Origin of the sequence: Streptomyces sp. NPDC046870, assembly GCF_040704595.1 — a bacterium.
Lineage (GTDB): Bacteria > Actinomycetota > Actinomycetes > Streptomycetales > Streptomycetaceae > Streptomyces > Streptomyces argyrophylli.
Genome location: NZ_JBEYXM010000029.1, coordinates 18963 through 41122 on the forward strand (window position 1 = coordinate 18963; position 22160 = coordinate 41122).

The following is a 22160-nucleotide window of genomic DNA, read 5'->3' on the forward strand; positions in this document are numbered from 1 at the left end:
CCGCGCGGTTTCCCCGCCGCCCCGGACGCGCTCACGACCGACGAAAGGCGACCCGTATGCCCACCTTCGCTGACCACGTCATCGCCTCCCTGAAGGCCTCCGGCGTGCGGCGCCTGTACGGCCTGCCCGGCGACTCCCTCAACGGCCTGACCGACGCCATACGCCGGGACGGCGACGTCGAGTGGGTGCACGTGCGGCACGAGGAGAGCGCCGCCTTCGCGGCGGCGGCCGAGGCCGGGCTCACCGGTGAGCTGACCGTCTGTGTCGGCAGCTGCGGTCCGGGCAACCTGCACCTGGTCAACGGCCTCTTCGACGCCCAGCGCAGCCGTGTGCCGGTCCTCGCCATCGCCGCCCAGATCCCGGGCGGTGAGATCGGCTCCGGCTACTTCCAGGAGACGCGCCCGCAGGAACTGTTCGCCGACTGCAGCGTCTACGCGGAGGCCGTCACCAGCCCCGAGCACGCGACGCGCGTCCTGGAGATGGCGATGCGGGCGGCCGTCGAGCGCAGGGGCGTAGCGGTCGTCGTCGTACCCGGTGAGATCTTCCTCGGCAGGACCGGCCGCGACCTGGCCCCCGCGGTGGTGCGCCCGGCCGGGACCGTCGTCCGCCCGGACGACGCCGCCCTGCGCGAGGCCGCCGCGCTGCTGAACGACGGGCGGAAGGTGACGATCCTGGCGGGCGCGGGGGCCGCCGGCGCCCACGACGACCTGGTCAGGCTCGCCGAGACCCTCAAGGCACCCGTGGTGCACGCCCTGCGCGGCAAGGAGTACGTCGAGTACGACAACCCGTACGACGTCGGGATGACCGGCCTGCTCGGCTTCGCCTCCGGTTACAAGGCGATCGAGGAGGCCGACACCCTGCTGATGCTGGGCACCGACTTCCCCTACCGGCAGTTCTATCCGCGGGGCGCCAAGGTCATCCAGCTCGACATCCGCGGCGAGCAGATCGGCCGGCGCACCCATGTGGACCTGCCTCTGGTCGGCAGCGTGCGCGACACCCTGCCCGCGCTGCTGCCGCTGCTGACGGTCAAGAGCGGGCGGGGGCATCTCGACGACGCCCTCGCCCACTACGCCCGCACGCGCAGGTCGCTGGACGCGCTCGCCGTCAACGACCGTGAACGCACCCCGATCCACCCCCAGTTCGTGGCCCGCACCCTGGACCGCCTCGCGGACCGGGACGCGGTCTTCACCGTCGACGTCGGCTCCCCGGTGGTGTGGGCGGCCCGCTACCTGACCTTCAACGGACACCGGCGCCTGCTGGGGTCCTTCAACCACGGGACGATGGCCTGCGCCCTGCCGCACGCCGTGGGCGCGCAGGCGGCGTACCCGGGCCGTCAGGTGGTCTCGCTGTCGGGCGACGGCGGACTCACCATGCTCCTCGGGGAGCTGTTCACCCTGCGGCAGAACCGCCTGCCGGCCAAGATCGTCGTCTTCAACAACGGCTCGCTGAACTTCGTCGAGCTGGAGATGAAGGCGGCCGGCATCGTCAACTACGCGACCGAGCTGGACAATCCGCAGCTCGCCGAGGTCGCCGCCGCCGTCGGGCTGTGGGCCCGCAGGGTGGAGCGGCCGGGGGACCTGGAGGACGCGCTCAAGGGCGCCTTCGCGCACGACGGACCCGCCCTGGTCGAGGTCATGACGGCCCGCCAGGAGCTGTCCGTGCCGCCGGCGGTCACGGTGGAGCAGGCCAAGGGTTTCACGCTCTACGCGATCCGCACCATCCTGTCCGGCCGGGGCGAGGAACTCCTCGACCTGGTCACCACCAATGTCGCCCGACCGGCATGTCGACGGCGAGCAGTTCCGCGAGCCTGCCGATGCGCATGTCGCCGTCGCGGCCGAGCAGGGCCGGCACCGTGGCGGCGACGCCGGAGCAGCCGCCCGGAACACCAGCCGCCCTGTCGCCCACCTGGCCGCCCGGGGCTGGATCGACCGCAGCCCCGATCCCGCCGACCGGCGCTCGCGCATCCTGCGCCTGACCCCCGAGGGCCGGGCCGTGCTCACCGAACCGTCCGAGCACACCGCGCGGATGCTCGCCCGGCGGCTCAGCGGTCGGAGCGACGAGGACGTCCGCCGGCTGACGTGCCTCATGGCCCGGCTCCGGGCCAGCTTCGAGGACCCCTGGACCGGACGCGACCCCTGGGCGGAACGGCCCTCCGGGACCGCACAGGACCCCGGCGCCGGACCGCCGGCGACGAACGTCCACCCCGTACACCCGCTGTCACCACGTAAGGACGGGAAACCCCATGACAACCACCCCCGAAGCAGGTGTGCGGGCCCACGCCCGTCCAGGAGGAGGTCCGCCCGACGCGCCGATGACCCACGCGCAGATCATGCGCGCCCTGTCCGGGCTGCTGCTCGGCCTGTTCGCCGCCATCCTGTCCTCCACCGTGGTCACCAACGCGCTGCCGAGGATCATCGGTGACCTCGGCGGCGGCCAGAGCGCCTACACCTGGGTCGTCACCGCCTCCCTGCTGGCGGTGACCGCGTCGACCCCGCTGTGGGGCAAGCTCGCGGACCAGTTCAGCAAGAAGGTCCTGGTCCAGTCGGCGCTGATCGTCTACTCCGTCGGCTCCCTGGTGGCCGGTCTCGCGCCCGACCCCGCGACGCTGATCACCGCCCGTGTCATCCAGGGCCTGGGCGGCGGCGGTCTGTCCGCGCTGGCCCAGGTCGTCCTGGCCGCGATGATCTCTCCGCGCGAGCGCGGCCGGTACTCCGGCTACCTGGGCGCGACCTTCGCCGTCGCCACGGTCGGCGGGCCGCTGCTCGGCGGCGTCATCACCGACACCAGCTGGCTCGGCTGGCGCTGGTGCCTGTTCGTCGGCATCCCCTTCGCGCTCGTCGCGCTGGTGGTCCTCCAGCGGACGCTGAACCTGCCCGTGGCCAGGCGTGACGTCAAGGTGGACTGGGCCGGCGCCTTCTTCGTCACCGCCGCCGTCTGCACCCTGCTGATCTGGGTCACCTTCGCCGACGACAAGTACGCCTGGCTGTCCTGGCAGACGTACACCCTGGTGGGCGCGTCGATCGTGCTCGCGCTGACCTTCCTGTTCGTCGAGACGAAGGCCGCGGAACCGATCATCCCGCTGCGGCTGTTCCGCAACCCCACCATCGCCCTCGCCTCCGCCGCCTCCCTCTTCGTCGGCATCGCGCTGTTCGCGGGCACGGTCTTCTTCAGTCAGTACTTCCAGCTGGCGCGCGGCGACTCCCCGACCAGGTCGGGCGTCATGACGATCCCGTTCATCGCGGGTCTGTTCGTCTCCTCCACGGTCTCCGGCCGGGTCATCACCCGCACCGGCAAGTGGAAGGGCTGGCTGCTGACCGGCGGTGTGCTGCTGACGGCGGGCCTGGCCCTGCTGGGCATGCTCCGCTACGACACCCCGTACCTGTTCATCGCGCTGTGCATGGCGCTGATGGGTCTCGGCGTCGGCATGACCCTCCAGAACCTCGTGCTGTGCACCCAGAACCAGGTCGCCCCGACCGACCTCGGTGCCGCGTCCTCCACGGTGACCTTCTTCCGCTCGCTCGGCGGCGCGGTGGGCGTCTCCGTGCTCGGCTCGGTCCTCACCACCCGGATCGGGCACTACGCGCGTGAGACCATCACCCGGCTCAGCCCGCCGGACCGGGCCGTGGCCGCCAAGACCTCCGGCGACGGCCGGCTGCCCGACCTCGCCCTGCTGCCCGGCCCGGTCCGCGCCTGGCTGGAAGGCGCCTACGGGCACGCGATCGGCGACATCTTCATGTACGTCGCCCCGGTCGCGCTGATCGCCTTCCTGGTGACGCTGTTCATCAAGGAGGTCCCGCTGCGCGCCTCCAGCGGCCTCGTCCAGGCGGCGCGGGCGGCCCAGGCGGCGGAGACCGCCGAGGCCGTCGCCGGGATGCCCGTACCGGCGGAGGCCGCCGACACGGGCGCGCGGGCCCCCGCGCCCGGGGGTGTCCCGGTCCGCGGCCGGGTCAGGGCCGAGGGGAGTGAGCCCGTCCCGCGGGCCGTGGTCACGCTGACCTCGCCACAGGGCCGGCAGCTGGCCCGGGCGGAGGTACGGGCCGACGGCTCCTTCAGGCTGGACGCCCCCGGCTCCGGGCGGTACGTGCTGGTCACCTCCGCCGACGGCTACCCGCCGCAGCAGTCCACGATCGTCGTCGACGACGAACCGGTCGTCCACGACGTCCTGCTGACGGCACCGGCCGGCTGACCGGTACGGTGCCGCCGTACCGGCGTCCCCGTGCACAGCGGGGCCACCGCCCCCACGGCACCGGCGCCCGCACGTGCCCGAGGGGCTGGACGCGGACGGCAGCTTCGCTCGGGTCCCCTGACGGCATGTCAGGTCGCCGCACGCGACAAGAGGGACGACGTCGGACACGTATCTGCGCGCACACCGACCGGCTGGGGCGGCCGGTCACCGGCGGGCCGGCACTCGCCGCGACGACTCGGCGGCACCGGGAAGCGGAGGCGCCCCATATGTCCGCGAGCGGCTTACGCCCGGCACCCGCTCAGCCGACCTCGCCGCCCACCGCCCGTGTCACCGGTACCGCCGCCGCCCGTACGCCCGGTCCGAGCGCGGCGAGCACGCCGACGGCGGCGGCGCCCGCGAACAGTGCCGACAGGGCCGCCCAGGGCACCGAGATCACGGCGCCGTGCTGTCCGGCCACCGCCGCCACCCCCGCCGCGCCGCCCGCGAGGATGCCCAGCCCGGCGCCCAGCGCCGACACCACCACCGCCTCCACCCGCAGCATGGACCGCACACCCGCGCGGTCGAGACCGACGGCGCGCAGCAGGCCGATCTCCCGGGCCCGCTCGAAGACCGCCATGCCCATGGTGTTCGCCACGCCCAGCGCGGCCACGGCGACCGTGACACTGAGCATCGCGTACAGCACCGACAACAGCGGGCCGAAGCCGCGCTCCGCCTCGCGTGCCGCGTCCGCCCGGTCCTGGACGAGCAGCACCGGATTGTGCAGGGCACGGCGGATCTCCTCCTTCAGCGCGACCGTGCGGCCGGGCTCGGCACGCACCAGCACCGAGAGCACCGCACCGTCCGGCGTACCGCTCCCGGCCACCGCGCTCTCCGGCAGCAGGGCCGGACCGAGGGCGTCCGGGCCGTCGTAGACCGCGACGATCCGGCGGTCCAGCGCCGGGCCGTGCGCCGTGCCCTCGGCCGACAGACGCCTGCCGGTGATCCGGTCGCCCAGGCGCCACCCGTGCTCCTCGGCCAGGTCCCGCGTCACCGCGATGCCGCCGGCCCGGCCGGCCAGCTCGTCCAGGTCGCCCGCGCGCACCGTGAGATCGGCGAGCCGGCCCCGGCCCACGGCCCGCGGATCCACCACCGCGGTCCACAGTTCGGAACCGTCGCGGAGGCGGAAGCCGGCCTCGCGGACCGCGCTGACCGCCGCCACGTGCGGCAGCCGCGCCACCCGGGCCGCCGTGTGCGCGCCGATCCGCGCGTAGTCGACCGCGGTGATCCGCAGGTCCGTCGGCATGGCGGCCTCCGCCTCCCGCCCCGCCGTGGCGCTCAGCGAGGACAGCGCCACGGTGACCGCGCTGACGAGCGCCACGCACACGGTGAGCGCCCCGGCCGTCGCCGCCGTACGCCGTGGATCGCGGCGCGCGTTGGCCAGCGCCAGGGTGCCGCGCACTCCGGTCAGCAGCCGCACCGGCGCGCGCAGCGCCCGGGTGACGGCGTCCGCCAGCCGCGGCGTGAGCAGGATCAGCCCGGCCAGCAGCACCGGAGTGGCGAGCGACAGCACCCCGAGGTCGCCCTCGCCCGCCGCCATCAGCAGCGCACCGGCGGCGGTGGCCGCGAGGCCGGCCAGGGCGCGGCGCCGCAGCGCGGCGGGCGGGGCCGGCAGGTGCGTGCGCAGGGCCGCCACGGGGGCGACGGCGGAGGCCCGCAGGGCGGGGACGTACGCGGCGGCGGCCGTGAAACCCACGCCGACGCACAGGGCCGTCAGCAGCGGAACGGGGGACAGCAGGGCCGGCGCAGCGGTGCCGGCGGGTCCGGCGGCCGGTCCGAACAGGCCGGTGAGCAGCGAGGCCGCGCCCACCCCGAGCGCGTACCCGGCGACGGCCGCCACGGCTCCGACGACGGCCGCCTCGGCGAGCACCATGCCCAGCACCCGGCGGCGGCTCGCGCCCACCGCGCGCAGCAGGGCGTGCTCACGTGCCCGCACCGCGCTGAGCATGGTGAAGGTGTTGCTCACCAGGAAGGCGGAGACGAACAGGGCGATGCCGGCGAAGAGCAGCAGCAGCGTGCCGAGCTTCTTCCGGTCGGGTGCCGCCGCGGCCTCCCTGTCCAGCTCCGCGCGGGTCACCGCGTCGAGGCCCCGCGGCAGGATGCGTGACGCCCGCTGCGCGAGGGCCCGCGCCGGGGTGCCGGGGGCGGCCGTGAGGGTCACCGACGCGTACCGGCCGGGCGCCGGCGCGAACAGGGCCCGCGCGGTGGCACCGTCGAACGCGGTGACCGTGCCGCCGGCGGCGGTGGCGGGGTCGTACACGGTGAAGACACCGGTGAGCCGAACCGTGCGGACCTCGCCGGCGACGACGACCCGGACCCGGTCACCGACCCGGTACCCGGCCCGCTCGGCCGACCACCGGTCCACGGCGACCTCCCCGGGACCCTGCGGGCCGCGCCCCCGCGTCATCGGGTAACGGGGATCGGCGCCGTGTGCGTCCGGCACGAGGTTCACCCCGACGTCGGCGGACGGCGGCCCCACCAGGGTGCCGTCGCGCGCCACCAGGAAGGCCGGGCCGCGCAGGGTGCCCCGGGCCGCCGCCGCCCCGGGCAGCGCGGCGAGCCCGCGCCGCAGCGCCTCGCCGGGTGCCGCGCCGCCGCCGATGGGACGCACCTCCACGGACACGTCCGGCCGCGAGGCCCGCTGGAGCCGCTCGGCACCCCGGGCCAGGGACTCGGTGTACAGCAGGGAGCCGCTGACGCAGGCCACGCCGATCAGCACGGCCAGGGCGGGCAGGGCGAAGCGGTGCCGGTCGCGGAGCACGGAACGCATGACGGTACGGAGCATGGGGCCTTCCAGCGCTGCGGTCGGGAGTGACGGTGCCGGGAGCCGGCGGACGGTCCGATCCTGACCGGGTCCGGGGGCCGCGCGGATCAGCCGGAGGTGCGAAGGTGCGGGGCGCGCACCGGGCGTTCCTCGGCCGAACGGACGAGGCGCGGCGGCGGGGGAGCGCCGTAACCTCCCCGGCATGAACCAGCTCTTCGACGTCCCGGCGGGAGGCAGGCGGATCGCGGCGGCCTGCGCGGCGGTCCTGCTGACCGCAGCGGTGGCCACCGAGGGCGCGGACACCGGCTCCGTTGCGCTGGCCGCCGCCTGGACGGTGTCCGGCGGCCTGCCGCTCGCCGCCGTCGCCGTGCGCCGGGGCCGCTTCGACGCGGTGGCCGCCGCCGGTGTCCTCGCCTCGTGCCTGGTGACCCTCGTGACCATCCGGGTGGCCGCCCGACCCGACACCACCTTCGGGCTCGTCGAGACCTCCGCCCTGCTGCTGGTCGTCGTCCGGGCGGCGCGCCTGCGTCCGCCGCTGCGCGCCGCGGCCCTGGCCGGCGGGGCGCTGGTCGCACTGACCGTGATCCTCCTGCGGCTGCCGCCGTCGGAGTACGAACCGCTGGTGCCGTTCGTGGTCCCGGCGCTCTGGTTCGCCGCCGCCCTGGCGACGGCACTGGGCCTGTACCTCCGGCTGCTCGACCGCTACCGGGCGCAGGAGCACCAGGCCGGGCTGCAGGCGCAGCGCCTTGAGTACGCGCGGGAACTGCACGACTTCGTCGGCCACCACGTGACGGCGATCATCGCCCAGACCAAGGCCGTGAGGTACGCGACGGCGGCCGGCCGTCCCCCGTCGCCGGAGGAACTGGACGGCATGCTGGCGGCCGTGGAGGAGGCCGGGTCGCAGGCCATGCAGTCGATGCGCGCCATGGTGGCGGTCCTGCGCGACCCCGCCGGCCCGGCGGCCACGGCGGGTCCGGGCGCGGAACTCGCCGACCTGCGCGCCCTGACCGAACGCTTCTCCGCGACCGGCCCGGCCACCGCGCTCACCCTCGACCCCCGTCTCACCGCCGGCGCGCTGCCGCCGGGTGTGGCCGCCACCGTGCACCAGGTCGTACGCGAGTCGCTGACCAATGTGCGCAAGCACGCGCGCGGGGCGGGGGCGGTCACCGTCGACGTACGGCTGGCCGGCGACACCGCCCGCCCGTTCGTGCTCGTCTCGGTGACCGACGACGGACCGGACGCGGCCGGCAGCGGCGGGGCGCCCGTCGACGCGGGCGTCGGGCCCGCCCGCACCGGGTACGGACTGGTCGGGCTGGCCGAACGCGCGGCCATGATGGGCGGCACCTTGACCGCGGGGCCGCGGCCGGGTGTCGGCTGGCTCGTCGAGGCCCGCGTCCCGCTGCCCGGCCCCCTGCCCGTCCCCGGCGACGACCGGCGTGACGGTGACGACCGTACGACTGCCACCCTGGAGCCATGACGATCAGCATCCTCATCGCCGACGACCAGCAGATGATCCGCTCGGCCTACGGCATGATCCTCGGCGCCCAGCCCGACATGGAGATCGTCGCCTCGGTGGCCGACGGCAGCACCGCGGTGCGGGAGGCCCGCCGGCTGCGTCCGGACGTGTGCCTGCTGGACATCAGGATGCCGGGCACCGACGGCCTGGAGGCGACCCGGCTGCTGGCGGGCCCGGAGGCGCCCGACCCGCTGAAGGTGCTCATCGCCACCACCTTCGACCTCGACGAGTACGTGTACCGGGCGCTGCGCAACGGCGCCCACGGGTTCCTCCTCAAGGACGGGTCCCCCGCGCTGCTCGTCGAGGCGGTGCGCGCGGTGGCCGCCGACAACGCCCTGATCTCCCCGGCGGTGACGGTCCGGCTGCTCCGGCACATGACCGACGCCGCGTCCGCGGCAGGGTCCGGAAAGCCGGCGGACCGGCGGCGCGGCTCGTCACGGACCCGCCCGGCAGCGCTCGGACTCCCGCTCACCGCCCGCGAGCTGGACGTCGTACGACTCGTCGCGCGCGGCCGTACCAACGAGGAACTGGCGGCCGAGCTGCACGTCTCCCTGTCCACCGTCAAGACGCACCTCGGCAGTGTCCAGCGCAAGCTCGCCGCCCGCAACCGGGTGGAGATCGCCGCCTGGGCCTGGGAGAACGGGGTGTGCACCGGCCAGGACACGCGGGGCGCGGCCACCGACTGAAACGGCGTCGCCGGGAGGAGCAGGGCATACGTTTCTCGCTCCGGGCGGCCGATGGGGCGCACCCCGGGTTTGCGTGACGGCGTGTGCAGGGCACTCCCCACAGGTGTGCCGGGGGAGGCCGCTCCCGTTCGGGCGGCCGGGGCGCGACCCGCCCGACGCCGCCGTCGGCTGCGGGAGGCCCCCGGGCGCGCGCGGAGTTCCCCATGCATGAGTGGTACACAAACCGTAGGGCTCCCCCTATGGCCCCGCCGTCCGACCGTTGGGCATGCTGAGGCCATGTGCATCAACATCGTCGTCGTCGACGACGACCCCGGATTCCGCCGCATCGCCACGACGCTGCTGACGGCACGGGGCCTGCGCGTCGTGGCGGAGTCCGGGGACGGCGCATCGGCCCTGGCCGCCGTGCGGGCACACCGCCCCGACGGACTCCTGCTCGACCTGCACCTGCCCGACCTGGACGGACTGAGCGTGGCCCGTCGGCTGACCGAGGAGGACGATCCGCCGCGGATCGTGCTGACCTCCACGGACAAGTCGTTCTGGTCGCAGGAGGAACTGCGGAGAGCGGGGATCGAGTCCTTCGTCGCCAAGGACAAGCTGTTCGACGCCGACCTGCGGGGCATGTTCGCCCCCTCGGCGCCATGAGCCCCCGGCGTCCCGCTTACTGTCCGAGGTAGCGCAGCACCGCCAGCACGCGCCGGTGCTGCCCGGAAGCCGACTGGCTGAGCCCCAGTTTCATGAAGATGCCGGTCACGTGCCGCTCCACGGCGGCGACGCTCACGAAGAGCTTCTCGGAGATACCGGTGTTGGAATGGCCCTCCGCCATGAGCGAGAGGACCTCCCGCTCCTTCGGCGTCAGTGCCGCCAGCGGGTCCTCCGGGCGCTTGCGCCCCAGCAGGGCCGAGATCACGTCCGGGTCGAGGGCCGAGTCGCGGGCCACGACCCGCTCGACGGCGTCTATGAGGATCTGGGGACTGGCCACCTTCTCCTTCAGCAGGTAGCCCACCCCGCTCGGATCGTCCCCGACCAGGTCGAGCGCGTAGGAGGCGTCGAGGAACTGCGAGAGGACGATCACGGCGGTCTCCGGCCGCGCCGCGCGGATCTTCCGTACGGCGTCCAGGCCGTCGGCCTCCAGGGCCGGCGGCATCCGGATGTCGGTGATCACCACGTCGGGCCGGTGCTCCTCGGCGACGCGGACGAGGTCCACCGCGTTGTCGACGGACGCGACGACGTCGATGCCCGCGTGCCGCAGGATGGTCGCGATGCCCTCGCGTACGATCGGCTGGTCTTCTCCCAGCACCGCCCGCAGTGGTTGGCTCATGGCGGAATCCTAGCCTGCGGTGTGCCGTGTCCAGTTGACGAGGGACCTCACCGGCGCCGGCCGCTCACGCGGAGACCGGGGCGGAGTCGACCTCGCGCGCGTACAGGCGGGCCAGCTGGACGCGGGAGCGGACGCCGAGCTTCTCGAAGGCGTGCCGCAGGTGTGTGTTCACGGTGTGCGGGGACAGGAACAGCCGTTCCGCCGCCTCGCGGTTGGTGGCACCGTGGGCGATCAGCCGCACCACGCCGAGCTCCGACCGGGTCAAGCCCCGCCATTCCGGGTGCGGGGCGGCCGGGACGGCGGCGCCCGTCACGCCGACGGGCCGGATGCCGAGCCGGCGGAGCCTGCCGTGCACCCGCCGCGCGTCGCGCCCCGCCCCGCACCCGGTGTAGAGCGCGAACGCCTCCTCCAAGCGCGACCGGGCCGTGCCGGCGTCGGCCGAGGCGGCGCACTCCCCGGCGTCCTCGAGGGCGCGGGCCCGCAGCAAGGGGCGCGCGGTCCCATGGAGTTCCGCCGCCTCGGCGAGCAGGTCCGCGTCCCGGGCGAACAGGCCCCGGGCGTGCGCGGCGGCGCCCGCGAACAGCGGCAGGCCGGGGTTGAGCCGGGCCCGGTCCTCGGCGAACCCCACCGCCGCGGCGGCCACGTCACGCTGCCCGGAGGCCAGCGCGGCCGCCGCCAGCAGCACCACGTCCCCGGCGTCGACGCAGGTCGCGTGGAGGAAGCCGCGGCGCAGATGGGCGGCGGCCGCGCACAACCGGTCACGGGTCAGGGCCTCGTCCCGGTACAGGGCGGTCAGGACCGCGATCCACGCGCCGGCCCTGCGCGACTGCCGGTCCCCACCCGCCAGGTAGGTCTCCGCCAGGGCCGCGCACGCCTCCAGCGCGGCGTCGTCCCCGGTGTGGAAGGCGATCCGGGCGCGGGCGCACACCACGGCGGCCTCGCTCGCCGCGGACGTCCCCGGACCGTGCGGTCCGGCCCCGGCCGCCGCCAGTTCGCGTGCCGCCTCCGGCAGCCGGCCGGCGTCCAGCAGCAGCCGGGCCCGTGCGGTGCGCCACAGCGGCAGGTACGCCCGCCGGCCCCGCTGCTCCGCGTCCGCCAGCCCTCCTTCCACCAGGTCGGCGGCGGCCGTGCCGTCGCCGGCCAGGCCCAGCAGCGCGGCCCGCCAGACCGTCGACAGGACCACTTCGGGGAGGGCGGGCCCGTACGCCGGGTCCAGCTCGGCGGCCCTCGCCGGCACCGACTCGCTGTGTGCGAGCGCCTCGGCCCACCGCTGCCGGTGGCCGGCGCTCATCGAGCGGAGGGTGCGCTGCGTCAGGTCGTCGAGCGGGTGTGTGCCCCGGGCGCGTGCCGGGGACCCGGTGAGGGCTTCGCCGGCCTCCTCGGCCTCGCCCGCCAGCAGACGGTTCAGCAGCGTCGTCGACAGCAACTGGTCCTTCACCGGCCGCGGCACGCCGCGGTGGGCCAGGGCCCGGCGCAGATGTGCCTCGGCCTGGGGCACCGGGAACGGGCCGCCCATCCGGGTCAGTTCCAGGCACACCCGCGCGTGGGTGGCCGCGTCCGGCGGCATCCGGACCACCTCACGGGCCAGGGCGCGGGCCTCCGCGGCGTCACCGGTCTCCCACAGCAGCGGAACCAGCCGCGCCGCCAGCCGCATCCGCCGGGGCGGGGTGTCCTCGCTCAGCTCCACCGCGCGGCGCAGGTGTGCCGCCGCCGTCGCGGGCGAGTGGGGTGCCAGTTCCCGGGCGGCGGTCTCCAGGACGCGGATCGCGTGCTCGTCGCCGGGCTCGGCCAGTTCGGCGATCTCCGCGGCGAGCGCCGCCGGGGGCGTGCCGTCCGCGAGCCGCAGGTCGACCGAGCGCCGGCGCACGGACAGCCGTACGGGCGGCGGCAGGGTGGCGACGACGGCGTCCCGCACCGACGGGTGCGCGAAGGCGAGGTGCTGCCGCTCCGCCCGCATCAGTCCCGCCGCCAGCACCTCGCGCAGGGGGCGCAGCAGGGCGGACTCGCCGCGGCCGAGCACCCGGGACAGGTGCCGGACGGTGAGGGTGTCGCCCAGCGCGGAGGCGATCAGCACCAGTTCCTTCGCGGGCCGCGTCAACTGGTCGAGCCTGCGGGCGGCGACGGCCCCGGCCACCGGGTCCTCGCCGGCACGGGCACCGCCGGCGGTCTCGGTCCGCGCGGTGAGCAGGCCGCACAGCTGCCGGACGGCGCCGGGCAGGCCGCCGGCGAGGGGCAGGTACGGATCGGCCTGCGCGGCCCGCGGCCCCAGCAGGTCCCGGACCAGCAGCCGTACGGCGTCCGGGTCCAGGGCCCCGACGTCGAGGGGGAGCGCCCCCTCGGCCAGCAGATCGCGCCGCAGCGACTCCACGGCCGGCACGTCGGGGTGGGACCGCGCGGCCAGCACCCACAGCAGCGGCAGCCCGGCGAGCCGCGCGGTGAGCCCGCGCACCGCGAGCAGGGTCGGCTCGTCGCAGTACTGCACGTCGTCCAGGACGACGACGAGCGGCCGGTCGCGGGCGAGGTCCCGCAGCGCCTCCTCCACCCGCCGCATCGACTGGTACGGAGAACCGGCCCCGGGGTACGACGACCCGGCCCCGGGGTACGACGACCCCGACGCGAGGGCGTCCAGCAGGGGAGCCAGCGGTGGCATGCCGTGTCCGGCGACGCCGCTGCCGGTCAGGGTCAGGGCCCCGGCGGGCGCCGCCTCCTCGGCGGCGAAGGCGAGCAGGCGGGACTTTCCGGCGCCGGCGGGCCCCTCGACCCACAGCACCCCGCCCTCGTCACGGTGGAGGAGGCGCAGCATCCGCTGAAGGAGCTGTTCGCGCTGCTCCCCGTGCCCGCGCGGGACCGCCGCGGGCACGGGGACGGCGGCGCCGTGCGTTCTCGGCGGGATGTCAGTCGCCTGGATCAAGGCAGCCTCCGGTGGTCCGTGTGCCGAGCGGCCGGTGCCCCCGGCTGTGCGGCACGGCCGCGAGTCCGGCCCGCCCGGGAGCGGCCGGCCGCGTTCCGCCTCGTCGGCGTCCCGCACACGTGATGTGTCCTCGGTTCCGACAGGATGTGCCGTCGTCACCTCCAGTGGCTGTCAAGCACACCTGAGAGGCTCCCGGGGGCGCACTCCACGGGCGATGTGGGGACAACCCGACGTTCCGCACGCGTGCCGTCCCGGAACCAGCCGGTCCGCCTCGGCCGGAGCGACCGCTGCGCCGCACGTCACACGGCCGGTGCCCGCCACGGTGTGGGGTGGGCCCTACATAGCCGTGGGGCAGCCCCTAGGAAGGCGGAGGGAGCACACGACAGACCCGGATGCGGCCCGATTCCGAGACTGACGCTTGTATCCGGGGGCTGTTCCACACCGGCCGGCCCACCGGGACCGACATGTTTCACCGAGAACAAGAAGGCCCGCAGTGCACCGGACGCCTGCGGCTGACGAACGGGAACTGGGCATGGCACAGCTGGACACCATTCGGGCCGAGGTCCGTCACCCCCTGGGCAGCACCGGCGTCCGGATGGTCGCCGGACCGGGTGGTGTCCTCACCCGGAAGGCGATGCTGGCCGGCTCACTGGTCTCGGCCGCTGTCGGGGCCGTACTGATCGTCGCGCCCGTCGGCACGGTGACACGGGCCGGGGCGCTCTTCGGGGTCCACCTGACCGTCCAGGGGCTCCTGCAACTGCTCGCGGTCCACCGGTCGAAGGCGTCGGCGGCGGTCCGCTGGATGCTGGCCGCCGGAGGGCTGGCCGCCCTGCTGCTCGGCACGGTCCTCCTCCTGGGCCGGGCCGACACCGTGTTCCTGCTCGGGCTGTGGACCGGCTGCGGCTGGCTGCTGCGGGGACTCACCATGGCCGTCTCCGCCACCTCGGCCTCGGTGAGCCACGTCTTCGTCCACGACGACGTACTGAACGCGGTGATCGTCTCGGCGGGTCTGTTCATGACCGCCTTCCCCTTCTCGTCCCTGGGGCAGCTGGCCGACGTCGGCGGCTCCGTACTGATGGCCACCGGCGCCTTCGAGGCGTTCGCCGCCGCACGGCGGCACCCCCGCACCCTGCGCGCGATCGACTGAGACGCACCCCGGCCCGGGCGGCGCACTCGCAGGCAGCCGCGCGCCGGGACCGTACGCACACGACAACCCACGTTTCCAGGCCGGTCGACCGGCCGAGCCCCGAGGAGGCGACCATGAAGAAGTGCCGGCTCTCGCTGGAGGTCACACACTGGGTGACCTCGGACCTCACCCTCACGCTGAACTCCGAGATCTCCTACGACACCCACGATCCGCTGGCCGTCACCGTGGTCCTCGACGCCGACGGCGAGCGGCCGGTGCGCTGGATCTTCGCCCGCGACCTGCTGGCCGACGGCCTGTCCGCCCGGGTGGGCGAGGGCGACGTGGCGCTCTGGCCCGTGTGCGACCTCGACGGTGAAGCGTCCTCCTTCTGCCTGCGGGTGGGAGGCGCCCGCAAGGCACTCTTCGAGATCCCCGCCGAACCGGTCAGGACCTGGCTCGCCGGGACCTACACCATGGTCCCGCGCGGGGCCGAGCTGGACGGGGTCGACTGGGACGAGCTGGTCCAGCTGGCGGAGTGAGACGCGCCCACCGCCGGCACGGCGCGCGCGAGCGGATGCCGGGACACGTGTCCCGGAGGACCTACACACACCTTTCCCGGAAGGAAGACCATGCGAAGCAACCCGCGGCCCCTCCTCAGCGACTGGCAGTGGCAGCAGAGCGCCGCCTGCCGCGGCATGAGCAGCTCCACCTTCTTCTCCCCTCCGGGAGAGCGGGGGCGGGCGCGCCGCGACCGGGAGGAGCGGGCCCGGCGCATCTGCGGCCGCTGCGAGGTCGCCGACGTCTGTGCGGCCACGGCTTTCAAGCACGGGGAGAACTACGGCATCTGGGGCGGGATGTCGGACACGGACCGCCGCCGGTTCGACACGGGCACCGCGGGCGCGGCCTAGGGTCTTTCGTTCCGATCACGCCGGGCTCGCGGGCCCTGGCACCGACGCTGCACCTGCCACCGGCCCATCACGCACACGCGGCGCCGGCGCCGACCCCGACCGCATGACCGGGCTGAGTGCCGCACACTCGGGGTGACGGGCCTGTGGAGGGTGTTCCCGCCCTGGGCGGTGGTACGGCACCCGGCACGCGCCGCCGCCGCGGACGGCGTGGTCCTCGGCCTGTCGTCCACCGTCATGGTCCGGCGGGCCGGCCGCCTCCCGTGAAGCGACCGCCGCGGCGGTACGACCACTCGCGCCGCCCCCGCAGCATCCGGACACCACCCCGGGCCTTCCGCACCGCCCCCGCACCATCCGCTTCCGCACGGCCGGGCACAGCCCCCCGCACCGCCCTGCACCGGCCCCGCACACCCCGCCCCTGCCGTCCCCGTCTGCCGACGGGCACCGCGCCGCTCCCAAGGAGAAGTCCGATGGCCGCACCCGTACCGCCCCGACACGACCCGCGGTCCCCATGGCGTTCCGAGGGAGTGCCGGGCGGGCCGCCCACGCCGGACGGCCGGCGCTCCCGCAACGGCTGCCTGGTGCAGGTCGTGATCCTCCTCGTCGTCTACCTGGGGACCGGCCTGCTCTACAACACCATGCACGGCGACGGCACCACGTCCATCGACTACACCGCCTTCACCGCGCAACTGGACGCGGGCAACGTCAAGACGGTCTACTCCCGGGGCTCGCAGATCCAGGGCACGCTCAAGAAGGAGGCCCGCACGGCGCCCGGCGGTGACGGCGGCACCACCTATCTCCGCTTCAAGACGTACAAGCCCGCCTTCGCCGACGACGACGGGCTGTGGCGGGAGATCACGCGGCAGAAGGTCTCGGTCTCCGCGTCGCCGGTGGCCCAGGGACCGGGCCTCGGCCAGTCGTTGCTGGTGTCGCTGGTGCCGACCGCGCTGCTCATCGCCGTATGGGTGTTCTTCGCCCGCAGGGCGGGGGGCGGTCTCGGCGGCGGCATGGGCGGCATCCTGGGCCGCAGGCCGCCGAAGCCGGTCGAGGCGGAGCAGGGGCGGACGACGTTCGCCGACGTGGCCGGCATCGACGAGGTCGAGGGCGAACTCAACGACGTCGTCGACTTCCTCAAGCGGCCCGAGGCCTACCGCCGCCTGGGCGCGAAGATGCCCCGCGGCGTCCTGCTCGCCGGTCCACCCGGCACCGGGAAGACGCTGCTCGCACGGGCGGTGGCCGGCGAGGCCGGGGTGCCGTTCTTCTCCGCCTCGGCCTCCGAGTTCATCGAGATGATCGTCGGCGTGGGCGCCTCCCGGGTGCGCGAGTTGTTCGCCGAGGCCCGCAAGGTGGCCCCGTCGATCGTCTTCATCGACGAGATCGACACCATCGGCCGGGCGCGCACCGGTTCGGCGGTGGGCGGACACGACGAACGCGAGCAGACGCTCAACCAGATCCTCACGGAGATGGACGGCTTCTCCGCCTCCGACGGCGTCGTCGTGGTCGCCGCGACCAACCGGGCCGAGATCCTGGACCCGGCGCTGACCCGGCCCGGCCGGTTCGACCGGGTGGTGACCGTCTCCCCGCCGGACCGCAAGGGCCGCGAGGCCATCCTGCGCATCCACACCCGGTCCATGCCGCTGGCCGGGGACGTCGACCTGGCCCAGGTCGCCCGTACGACCCCGGGCATGACCGGCGCCGAACTGGCCAACCTCGCCAACGAGGCCGCGCTGCTCGCGGTCAGGCGCGACCGGGACCAGGTGACCGGGCACGATCTGTCCGACGCCCTGGAGAAGGTGCAACTCGGTGCGCAGCGCCCGCTGGTGATGCCCGAGGAGCAGCGCCGGCGCACCGCCTACCACGAGAGCGGCCACGCCCTGCTGGGCATGCTGCAGCCCGGCGCCGACCCGGTCCGCAAGATCACCATCGTGCCGCGCGGCCGGGCGCTGGGGGTGACCCTGTCGACACCGGACGCCGACACGTACGCGTACACGGAGGAGTACCTGCGGGGCCGGATCATCGGGGCCCTCGGCGGCATGGCGGCCGAGCGGGTCGTGTTCGGGGTGATCACCACCGGCGCCGAGAACGACCTGGAACACGTCACCGGCATCGCCCGCGGGATGGTGGCGCGGTGGGGGATGAGCGACCGGGTGGGACACCTGTCGGTGCTGCGCGAGGACGGTCAGCAGCCCTACGGGATGTCCGCCGCCCCGCGCACCCTCGACCTGGTCGAGGGCGAGATGCGCCGGATCGTCGAGGAGTGCTACGCCGAGGCGTGCCGCACCCTGGAGGAGAACCGCCACCGCCTGGACGATCTGGCCGCCGCCCTGCTGGAGCACGAGACGCTGGACGAGGCGGAGGCGTACCGCGTCGCCGGCGTCACACCCGCCGCCGGCGGACGGGAGGCCTGAGCGATGCGGCCCCGCCGGCGGCACCTCGGCCGGCCTGCCGCGCGCGTCGGCGGACCGTCTCCTCCGGGACCGTGACGCGACCGGCGCCGCATCCCGCGCTGCCGGCGGGCGGCATACGACGTATCGGCACCGCGCACCCCGCACCCAGGGGCTTCCAAGTCAAATGACGGATGCGTCGACCGGGTGTCTCTGTGAGAGTCGACGCCAGCGGCGCCGGCGCAGTCAGGTGCGCGGGTCCGCCTCGCGCGGGGACGTGCGGCGGCCGCCGTCCGCGGGCGTCGCTCTGTGACGCCGCGAGGGCGGGGTGCCGAGCCCTGGGGGAAGGAACGAGCGCGATGACGTCGATCGCCGATGAGCTGGGAAGCGTCTTTGACGTCATACGGCAGCCGGTCTGGGCCGTGGGCGCCGATCACTCGGTGCGCTACGCGAACCCCGCGGCCGCCGAGGCGATGGGCTACGACCGCCCGTCCGACCTGCTGGGCACGGACGGGCGTCCGTGGGGCCTTTCGGAGGCTGGTCGTGCTCCGTCCGACCCGTTGGGTGCTGATGGCCGTCCGTCCGGGCCGTCGGGCAGCGAGCGCCGTCCGTTCGACCGGCTGGGCATCGACGGCCGGACGTCCGGCCTGCTGGGCGCGAACGGGCGTCCGTGGGGCCTTTCGGAGGCTGGTCGTGCTCCGTCCGACCCGTTGGGCGCTGATGGCCGTCCGTCCGGGCCGTCGGGCAGCGAGCGCCGTCCGTTCGACCGGCTGGGCATCGACGGCCGGACGTCCGACCTGCTGGGCACGGACGGGCGTCCGTACGACGGTTCGGGCGCCGAGCACCGTGCGTCCGGCCTGTCCGGTGCCGGTGCCGGCGCCTGCGGTGGTCCGGCCCCCGGCTCCGGGGAGCCGGAGACCGCCGGGCGGGGCGGCGGCGTGAGCGGTCGGGGCACGCTCACCCGGGCCGACGGCTCCCTTCTCCCGGTCGAGTGGACCCTGGTGCCGCTGTCCCGGCCGGGTGGCGACGCCGCCCTGTACGTCTTCCTGCCCCTCGGCGAGCCGGCCCGTGCCGGGCACGCCCCACGGAACGACGGGCCGCCGTTCCCGCTCCTCGCGCACCGGCAGGTGGAACGCCAGCGCCAGTACGCCCGGACCCTCCAGCACGCGGTCCAGGAGCGTCTGGTGCGGACCCTGCTCGGCCTGAGCCTCGCCCGGCAGGAGCTGGGCGCGGCACCCGCCCGCGCAACGGACCTGCTCCACGACGTGGTCCGCGACACGGAGGAGGCCCTGGCCGGCGTGCGGGAGGTCACCGACGCGCTGAGTCCCGGGGCCCTGCGCGCCGGCGGGCTTCCCGCGGCGCTCGCCGCCCTCGCAGGACGCTGCCCGGTGCCGATGACGGTCTCGGGCTCCCTGGCCGGACGGCTGCCCCCGCTGGTCGAGTCACACCTGTATCTCCTCGTCACGGAGGCCGTCGAGCGAGCCGTGGAGAGCGGCGGCGCCGGCCGCGTCCGGGTGTCCGCCGACCTCGGGGCGAGCCTCGTGGTCACCGTCGTGGACGACGGGGCGCCACCCGCCGGGGAGGCGGACCTGGCGGCGCTGGCCGCCCTGACGGAGCGGGCCGCGAGTGTGGACGGAACCCTGTGCGTGCGGCACACGCCCGGCGCCGGCACCACGGTCACGGCGGTCGTCCCGGTCTGACCGTGCGACCGCGCGACCGCACCCCCGACACACGTGTGCACGCGCGGAAGCCGGAACACCTGCCGGTTCAGGCCGGAATCGGTATCTGGATCAGGATGGTCGTGCCGCCACCGGGAGGGGAGTCGATGGCCAGCTTCCCGTCGAAGGCCGCCACCCGGTCCGCGAGTCCGCTCATTCCGCTGCCGGCGGTCGCCTTGCCGACGCCGCCGACCCCGTCGTCGGCGACCGTGATCCGCAGCAGGTCCCCGAACTCCAGGGTGACGTCGATCCGGGACGCCTGGGCGTGCTTGACGGCGTTCGTCACCGCCTCGGCCACGACGAAGTACGCGTTGGACTCGACGGTGGAGGAGATCCGCCGTTCGCCCGTGCTCACGACGACGGTGGGCACCGGGCACCGGGACGCCAGGTCCTTCACCGCGGCCACCAGCCCCTTCACCGTGAGCACGAGCGGGTAGATGCCCGAGGCGAGCTCCCTCAGCTCGTTGATCGCGGTCTGCGCGTTGTCGATGGACTGGTCCAGCAGGTCGATCGCGTCCGCCTGCGTCTCCGGTATCAGCTCCCGTGCCAGCCGCAGCCCGATCATCAGGCTCACCAGACGCTGCTGTGCCCCGTCGTGCAGGTCCCGGGCCGTACGCCGGTGCACGGCCTCGGTGCTCTCCATGATGCGTCGGCGGCTGTCCTGGAGGGACGCCGCCATGGAGTTGAAGGAGGTGCCCAGCGCCCCGATCTCCGCCACTCTGCTGGGCGGCATCCGCACGCCGAGGTCACCGCCCGCGAGTTCCTCCGCCGCGGCCGCCGCCCCGCGCACCGGCCGCACCACCGCACGGTGCTGGAGCACCGTGAAGACGGCCACGAGCGCGGTCGACGCCGCGAGTCCCACGGCGGCGGCGAGAACCGCCTGGCGGCTGTTGGTGCCCGCCGCGTCCGTGCGTTCCGCGAGCTGGGCCCGCTCGTCCGTCATGTACCCGTTGAACTGGTCCCGCAGGACGTCGACGCGCTGCTTGCCCTCGGCCGTCTCCTTCAGGCTGGACGCGGTGGGATCACCCCGCCGGACCATCTCGACCAGCGGGACCGAGTAGTCGTCCAGGAAGGACTTCACGCCGCGTGCGATCTGCTCGGCGGTGCGCCGCTGTCCCGGGGAGGTGGCGCTCTCGGTGAACCGCCGTTCCTCCGCCGGCAACGCCTTGCGCGCCCCCTGCCACGGCTGGAGGAACTCCTCCCGCTTGGTGATCACATAACCGCGCTGTCCGGTCTCCAGGTCGAGGAGCAACTGCTCCATGCTGCCGGCCTCCACGAGGGCCGTCCGGGACGCGCGCCGGGCCGAGGCGGAGCTGTTCGCGTCGGAGATCGCGAACAGCAGGACGGCGAACGCCACACCGATCAACAAGGCGAGCAGGCCGCTCGCCGCGACCGTGAGGCTCGTCAGCCCCAGCCGCCGGCCCGTCTTCTCCTGTCGTGCGCCCATGTTCCGCCTGCCAGCCCGTGGATGGATCGAGACACCTGAAGTGTGCAATGTATCCGCACGTGAGCAGAAGACGTGTCCACATGGCAGGCGTGGGCGCACCCACGCCCGCTAGGTATGCGAGCCGGCGCGCCCTCGCGCCGTTTCGGCCCCGGTGCCGTCAGCCTCGGGTCATCGGCCGCCGGTGTACCGGCCCGGGGGTCCGGCTCTCGCGCGACCCGCCTGGACGTCCGAGGTCGCAGTGGCGGAGCAGGGTGAGCAGGGCGAGTGTGGTCACGGCGCTGAAGCCGGCGGCCAGCGCGTGTCCGGCCGTGTAGGCGAGGCCCGGCCGGGACCAGGCGGGCACGGCATGCGACAGGGCACCCGCGGCCAGGAGCCCGCCGGTGCCGAGTCCCAGCACCGCCGCACCCACCAGCGGTACGACCACCAGCAGCGACCCCACGGGATGCCGGTGCCCCGGGGCGGGCCGGACCCGGCCGGTGCGGGCCAGGACCGCGGTGAGGCCACAGGCGACGGTGAGGACCAGCAGGTCGGCACCGATCGTGTCGCTGGGACGGTGCCACCCGGCCGCCACCGTGTAGGCGCCCACGCCGGTGGCCCACAGCGAGCAGACGCCCACGACAGCGGCGCGCAGCCGGTACGGCACGATCAGGGCCAGCCCGAACAGCACGCTCATCGCGATGGTCGTGTGCCCGCTGGGAAAGCTGTTGTGCAGCAGGTGCGGCGGGGCGCCGACGAGATCCGGCCGGCCCAGCACCTGCCGTTTGAGCACTTCGGACAGCGCGAGCGAGCCGGCCACGGTGCCGACGGCGACCGCGGTGAGGGCAGGACGCCGGCGTACCGCCCCGATCACGACGAGCACACCCACGGCGGTGCCCAGGGACATCACGGTGATGTGGTCCAGGACCCGGTCCGCCTGGTGCACGGCGGTCGGCGTCTCGTCCCGCGCCCGCCCGGCCAGCACCGCGTTCTCCCAGCGCTGGCCCGCCGCCGTGCGCACGAGCCCGGCGTAGACCAGCAGCCCCAGCCCCGCCGCGACGCCTCCGGCCGCCACCAGCCGCGCCGACACACGTACACCGAAGCTCCGGTCGGCACCATTTCCTCCGGTTCGTGACATCTTCCCGATGCTACGGGGGAGTCGCCGACCGCACACGCCAGGACGTGCC

Annotated in this window: 15 protein-coding genes and 2 pseudogenes; 12 read left to right on the forward strand and 5 right to left on the reverse strand. The window is 74.8% G+C overall.

The features are described 5' to 3' along the window. Positions 1-56: 56 nt before the first annotated feature. The 3 genes and pseudogenes from poxB to AB0946_RS36270 form a co-directional block, all read left to right on the forward strand. Positions 57-1775 (forward strand): annotated as a pseudogene (gene poxB / locus AB0946_RS36260) (ubiquinone-dependent pyruvate dehydrogenase); the annotation flags it as partial. 109 nt (positions 1776-1884) lie between these two features. Next, a pseudogene (locus tag AB0946_RS36265) lies at positions 1885-2115 on the forward strand (winged helix DNA-binding protein); the annotation flags it as partial. Between the two features lie 127 nt (positions 2116-2242). Beyond that, positions 2243-4186 carry an MFS transporter gene (locus tag AB0946_RS36270; protein ID WP_366764963.1) on the forward strand — a complete coding sequence of 648 codons (1944 nt, stop codon included), beginning with the start codon at positions 2243-2245 and terminating at the stop codon, positions 4184-4186. Positions 4187-4484: 298 nt separating this feature from the next. On the opposite strand, the gene AB0946_RS36275 is transcribed toward AB0946_RS36270, so the two are convergent. After that, a complete protein-coding gene (locus tag AB0946_RS36275; RefSeq protein ID WP_366764964.1) occupies positions 4485-7007 on the reverse strand; it encodes an ABC transporter permease in 2523 nt (840 codons plus the stop codon). 181 nt (positions 7008-7188) lie between these two features. Here AB0946_RS36275 and AB0946_RS36280 point away from each other — a divergent pair, with 181 nt between their 5' ends. The 3 genes from AB0946_RS36280 (at position 7189) to AB0946_RS36290 (ending at position 9830) form a co-directional block, all read left to right on the forward strand. Further along, positions 7189-8463 carry a histidine kinase gene (locus tag AB0946_RS36280; RefSeq protein ID WP_366764965.1) on the forward strand — a complete coding sequence of 425 codons (1275 nt, stop codon included), beginning with the start codon at positions 7189-7191 and terminating at the stop codon, positions 8461-8463. Continuing rightward, positions 8460-9188 carry a response regulator transcription factor gene (locus AB0946_RS36285; protein WP_366764966.1) on the forward strand — a complete coding sequence of 243 codons (729 nt, stop codon included), beginning with the start codon at positions 8460-8462 and terminating at the stop codon, positions 9186-9188. Before AB0946_RS36280 ends, AB0946_RS36285 begins: the two co-directional genes overlap by 4 nt. Positions 9189-9464: 276 nt before the next feature. Then, a complete protein-coding gene (locus tag AB0946_RS36290; RefSeq protein WP_366764967.1) occupies positions 9465-9830 on the forward strand; it encodes a response regulator in 366 nt (121 codons plus the stop codon). Positions 9831-9846: 16 nt separating this feature from the next. Here the strand turns inward: AB0946_RS36290 and AB0946_RS36295 are convergent, their stop codons facing one another. Together AB0946_RS36295 and AB0946_RS36300 are read right to left on the reverse strand one after the other, a co-directional pair. Further along, positions 9847-10506: a response regulator transcription factor gene (locus AB0946_RS36295; protein WP_366764968.1), complete on the reverse strand. Its 660-nt coding sequence runs from the start codon at positions 10504-10506 to the stop codon at positions 9847-9849. A 64-nt stretch (positions 10507-10570) separates the two neighbouring features. Next, positions 10571-13417: a LuxR C-terminal-related transcriptional regulator gene (locus tag AB0946_RS36300; RefSeq protein WP_366764969.1), complete on the reverse strand. Its 2847-nt coding sequence runs from the start codon at positions 13415-13417 to the stop codon at positions 10571-10573. Between the two features lie 532 nt (positions 13418-13949). Here AB0946_RS36300 and AB0946_RS36305 point away from each other — a divergent pair. From AB0946_RS36305 to AB0946_RS36330, 6 genes are all read left to right on the forward strand, one after another. Continuing rightward, positions 13950-14564: a hypothetical protein gene (locus AB0946_RS36305; protein ID WP_366764970.1), complete on the forward strand. Its 615-nt coding sequence runs from the start codon at positions 13950-13952 to the stop codon at positions 14562-14564. Between the two features lie 113 nt (positions 14565-14677). Beyond that, complete coding sequence (locus AB0946_RS36310) at positions 14678-15082, forward strand: SsgA family sporulation/cell division regulator (RefSeq protein WP_366764972.1); 405 nt, start codon at positions 14678-14680, stop codon at positions 15080-15082. A gap of 90 nt (positions 15083-15172) precedes the next feature. Beyond that, positions 15173-15451, forward strand: coding sequence for a WhiB family transcriptional regulator (locus AB0946_RS36315; RefSeq protein WP_366764973.1), 279 nt, complete (start codon positions 15173-15175; stop codon positions 15449-15451). A 132-nt stretch (positions 15452-15583) separates the two neighbouring features. Further along, positions 15584-15715 (forward strand): hypothetical protein, encoded by a 132-nt coding sequence (locus tag AB0946_RS36320; RefSeq protein WP_366764974.1) that lies wholly within the window; start codon positions 15584-15586, stop codon positions 15713-15715. A gap of 203 nt (positions 15716-15918) precedes the next feature. Next, complete coding sequence (ftsH, locus tag AB0946_RS36325; protein ID WP_366764975.1) at positions 15919-17856, forward strand: ATP-dependent zinc metalloprotease FtsH; 1938 nt, start codon at positions 15919-15921, stop codon at positions 17854-17856. Between the two features lie 335 nt (positions 17857-18191). Further along, on the forward strand, positions 18192-19532 hold the full coding sequence (locus AB0946_RS36330) for a hypothetical protein (RefSeq protein ID WP_366764976.1): 1341 nt from the start codon (positions 18192-18194) through the stop codon (positions 19530-19532). Between the two features lie 67 nt (positions 19533-19599). Here AB0946_RS36330 and AB0946_RS36335 read toward each other — a convergent pair whose 3' ends face one another. Together AB0946_RS36335 and AB0946_RS36340 are read right to left on the reverse strand one after the other, a co-directional pair. Continuing rightward, positions 19600-20997 (reverse strand): CHASE3 domain-containing protein, encoded by a 1398-nt coding sequence (locus AB0946_RS36335; RefSeq protein ID WP_366764977.1) that lies wholly within the window; start codon positions 20995-20997, stop codon positions 19600-19602. A 157-nt stretch (positions 20998-21154) separates the two neighbouring features. Further along, the gene (locus AB0946_RS36340; protein ID WP_366764978.1) at positions 21155-22063 is read right to left on the reverse strand and encodes a phosphatase PAP2 family protein; all 909 of its coding nucleotides are present in this window, start codon (positions 22061-22063) and stop codon (positions 21155-21157) included. Between the last annotated feature and the right edge of the window lie 97 nt (positions 22064-22160).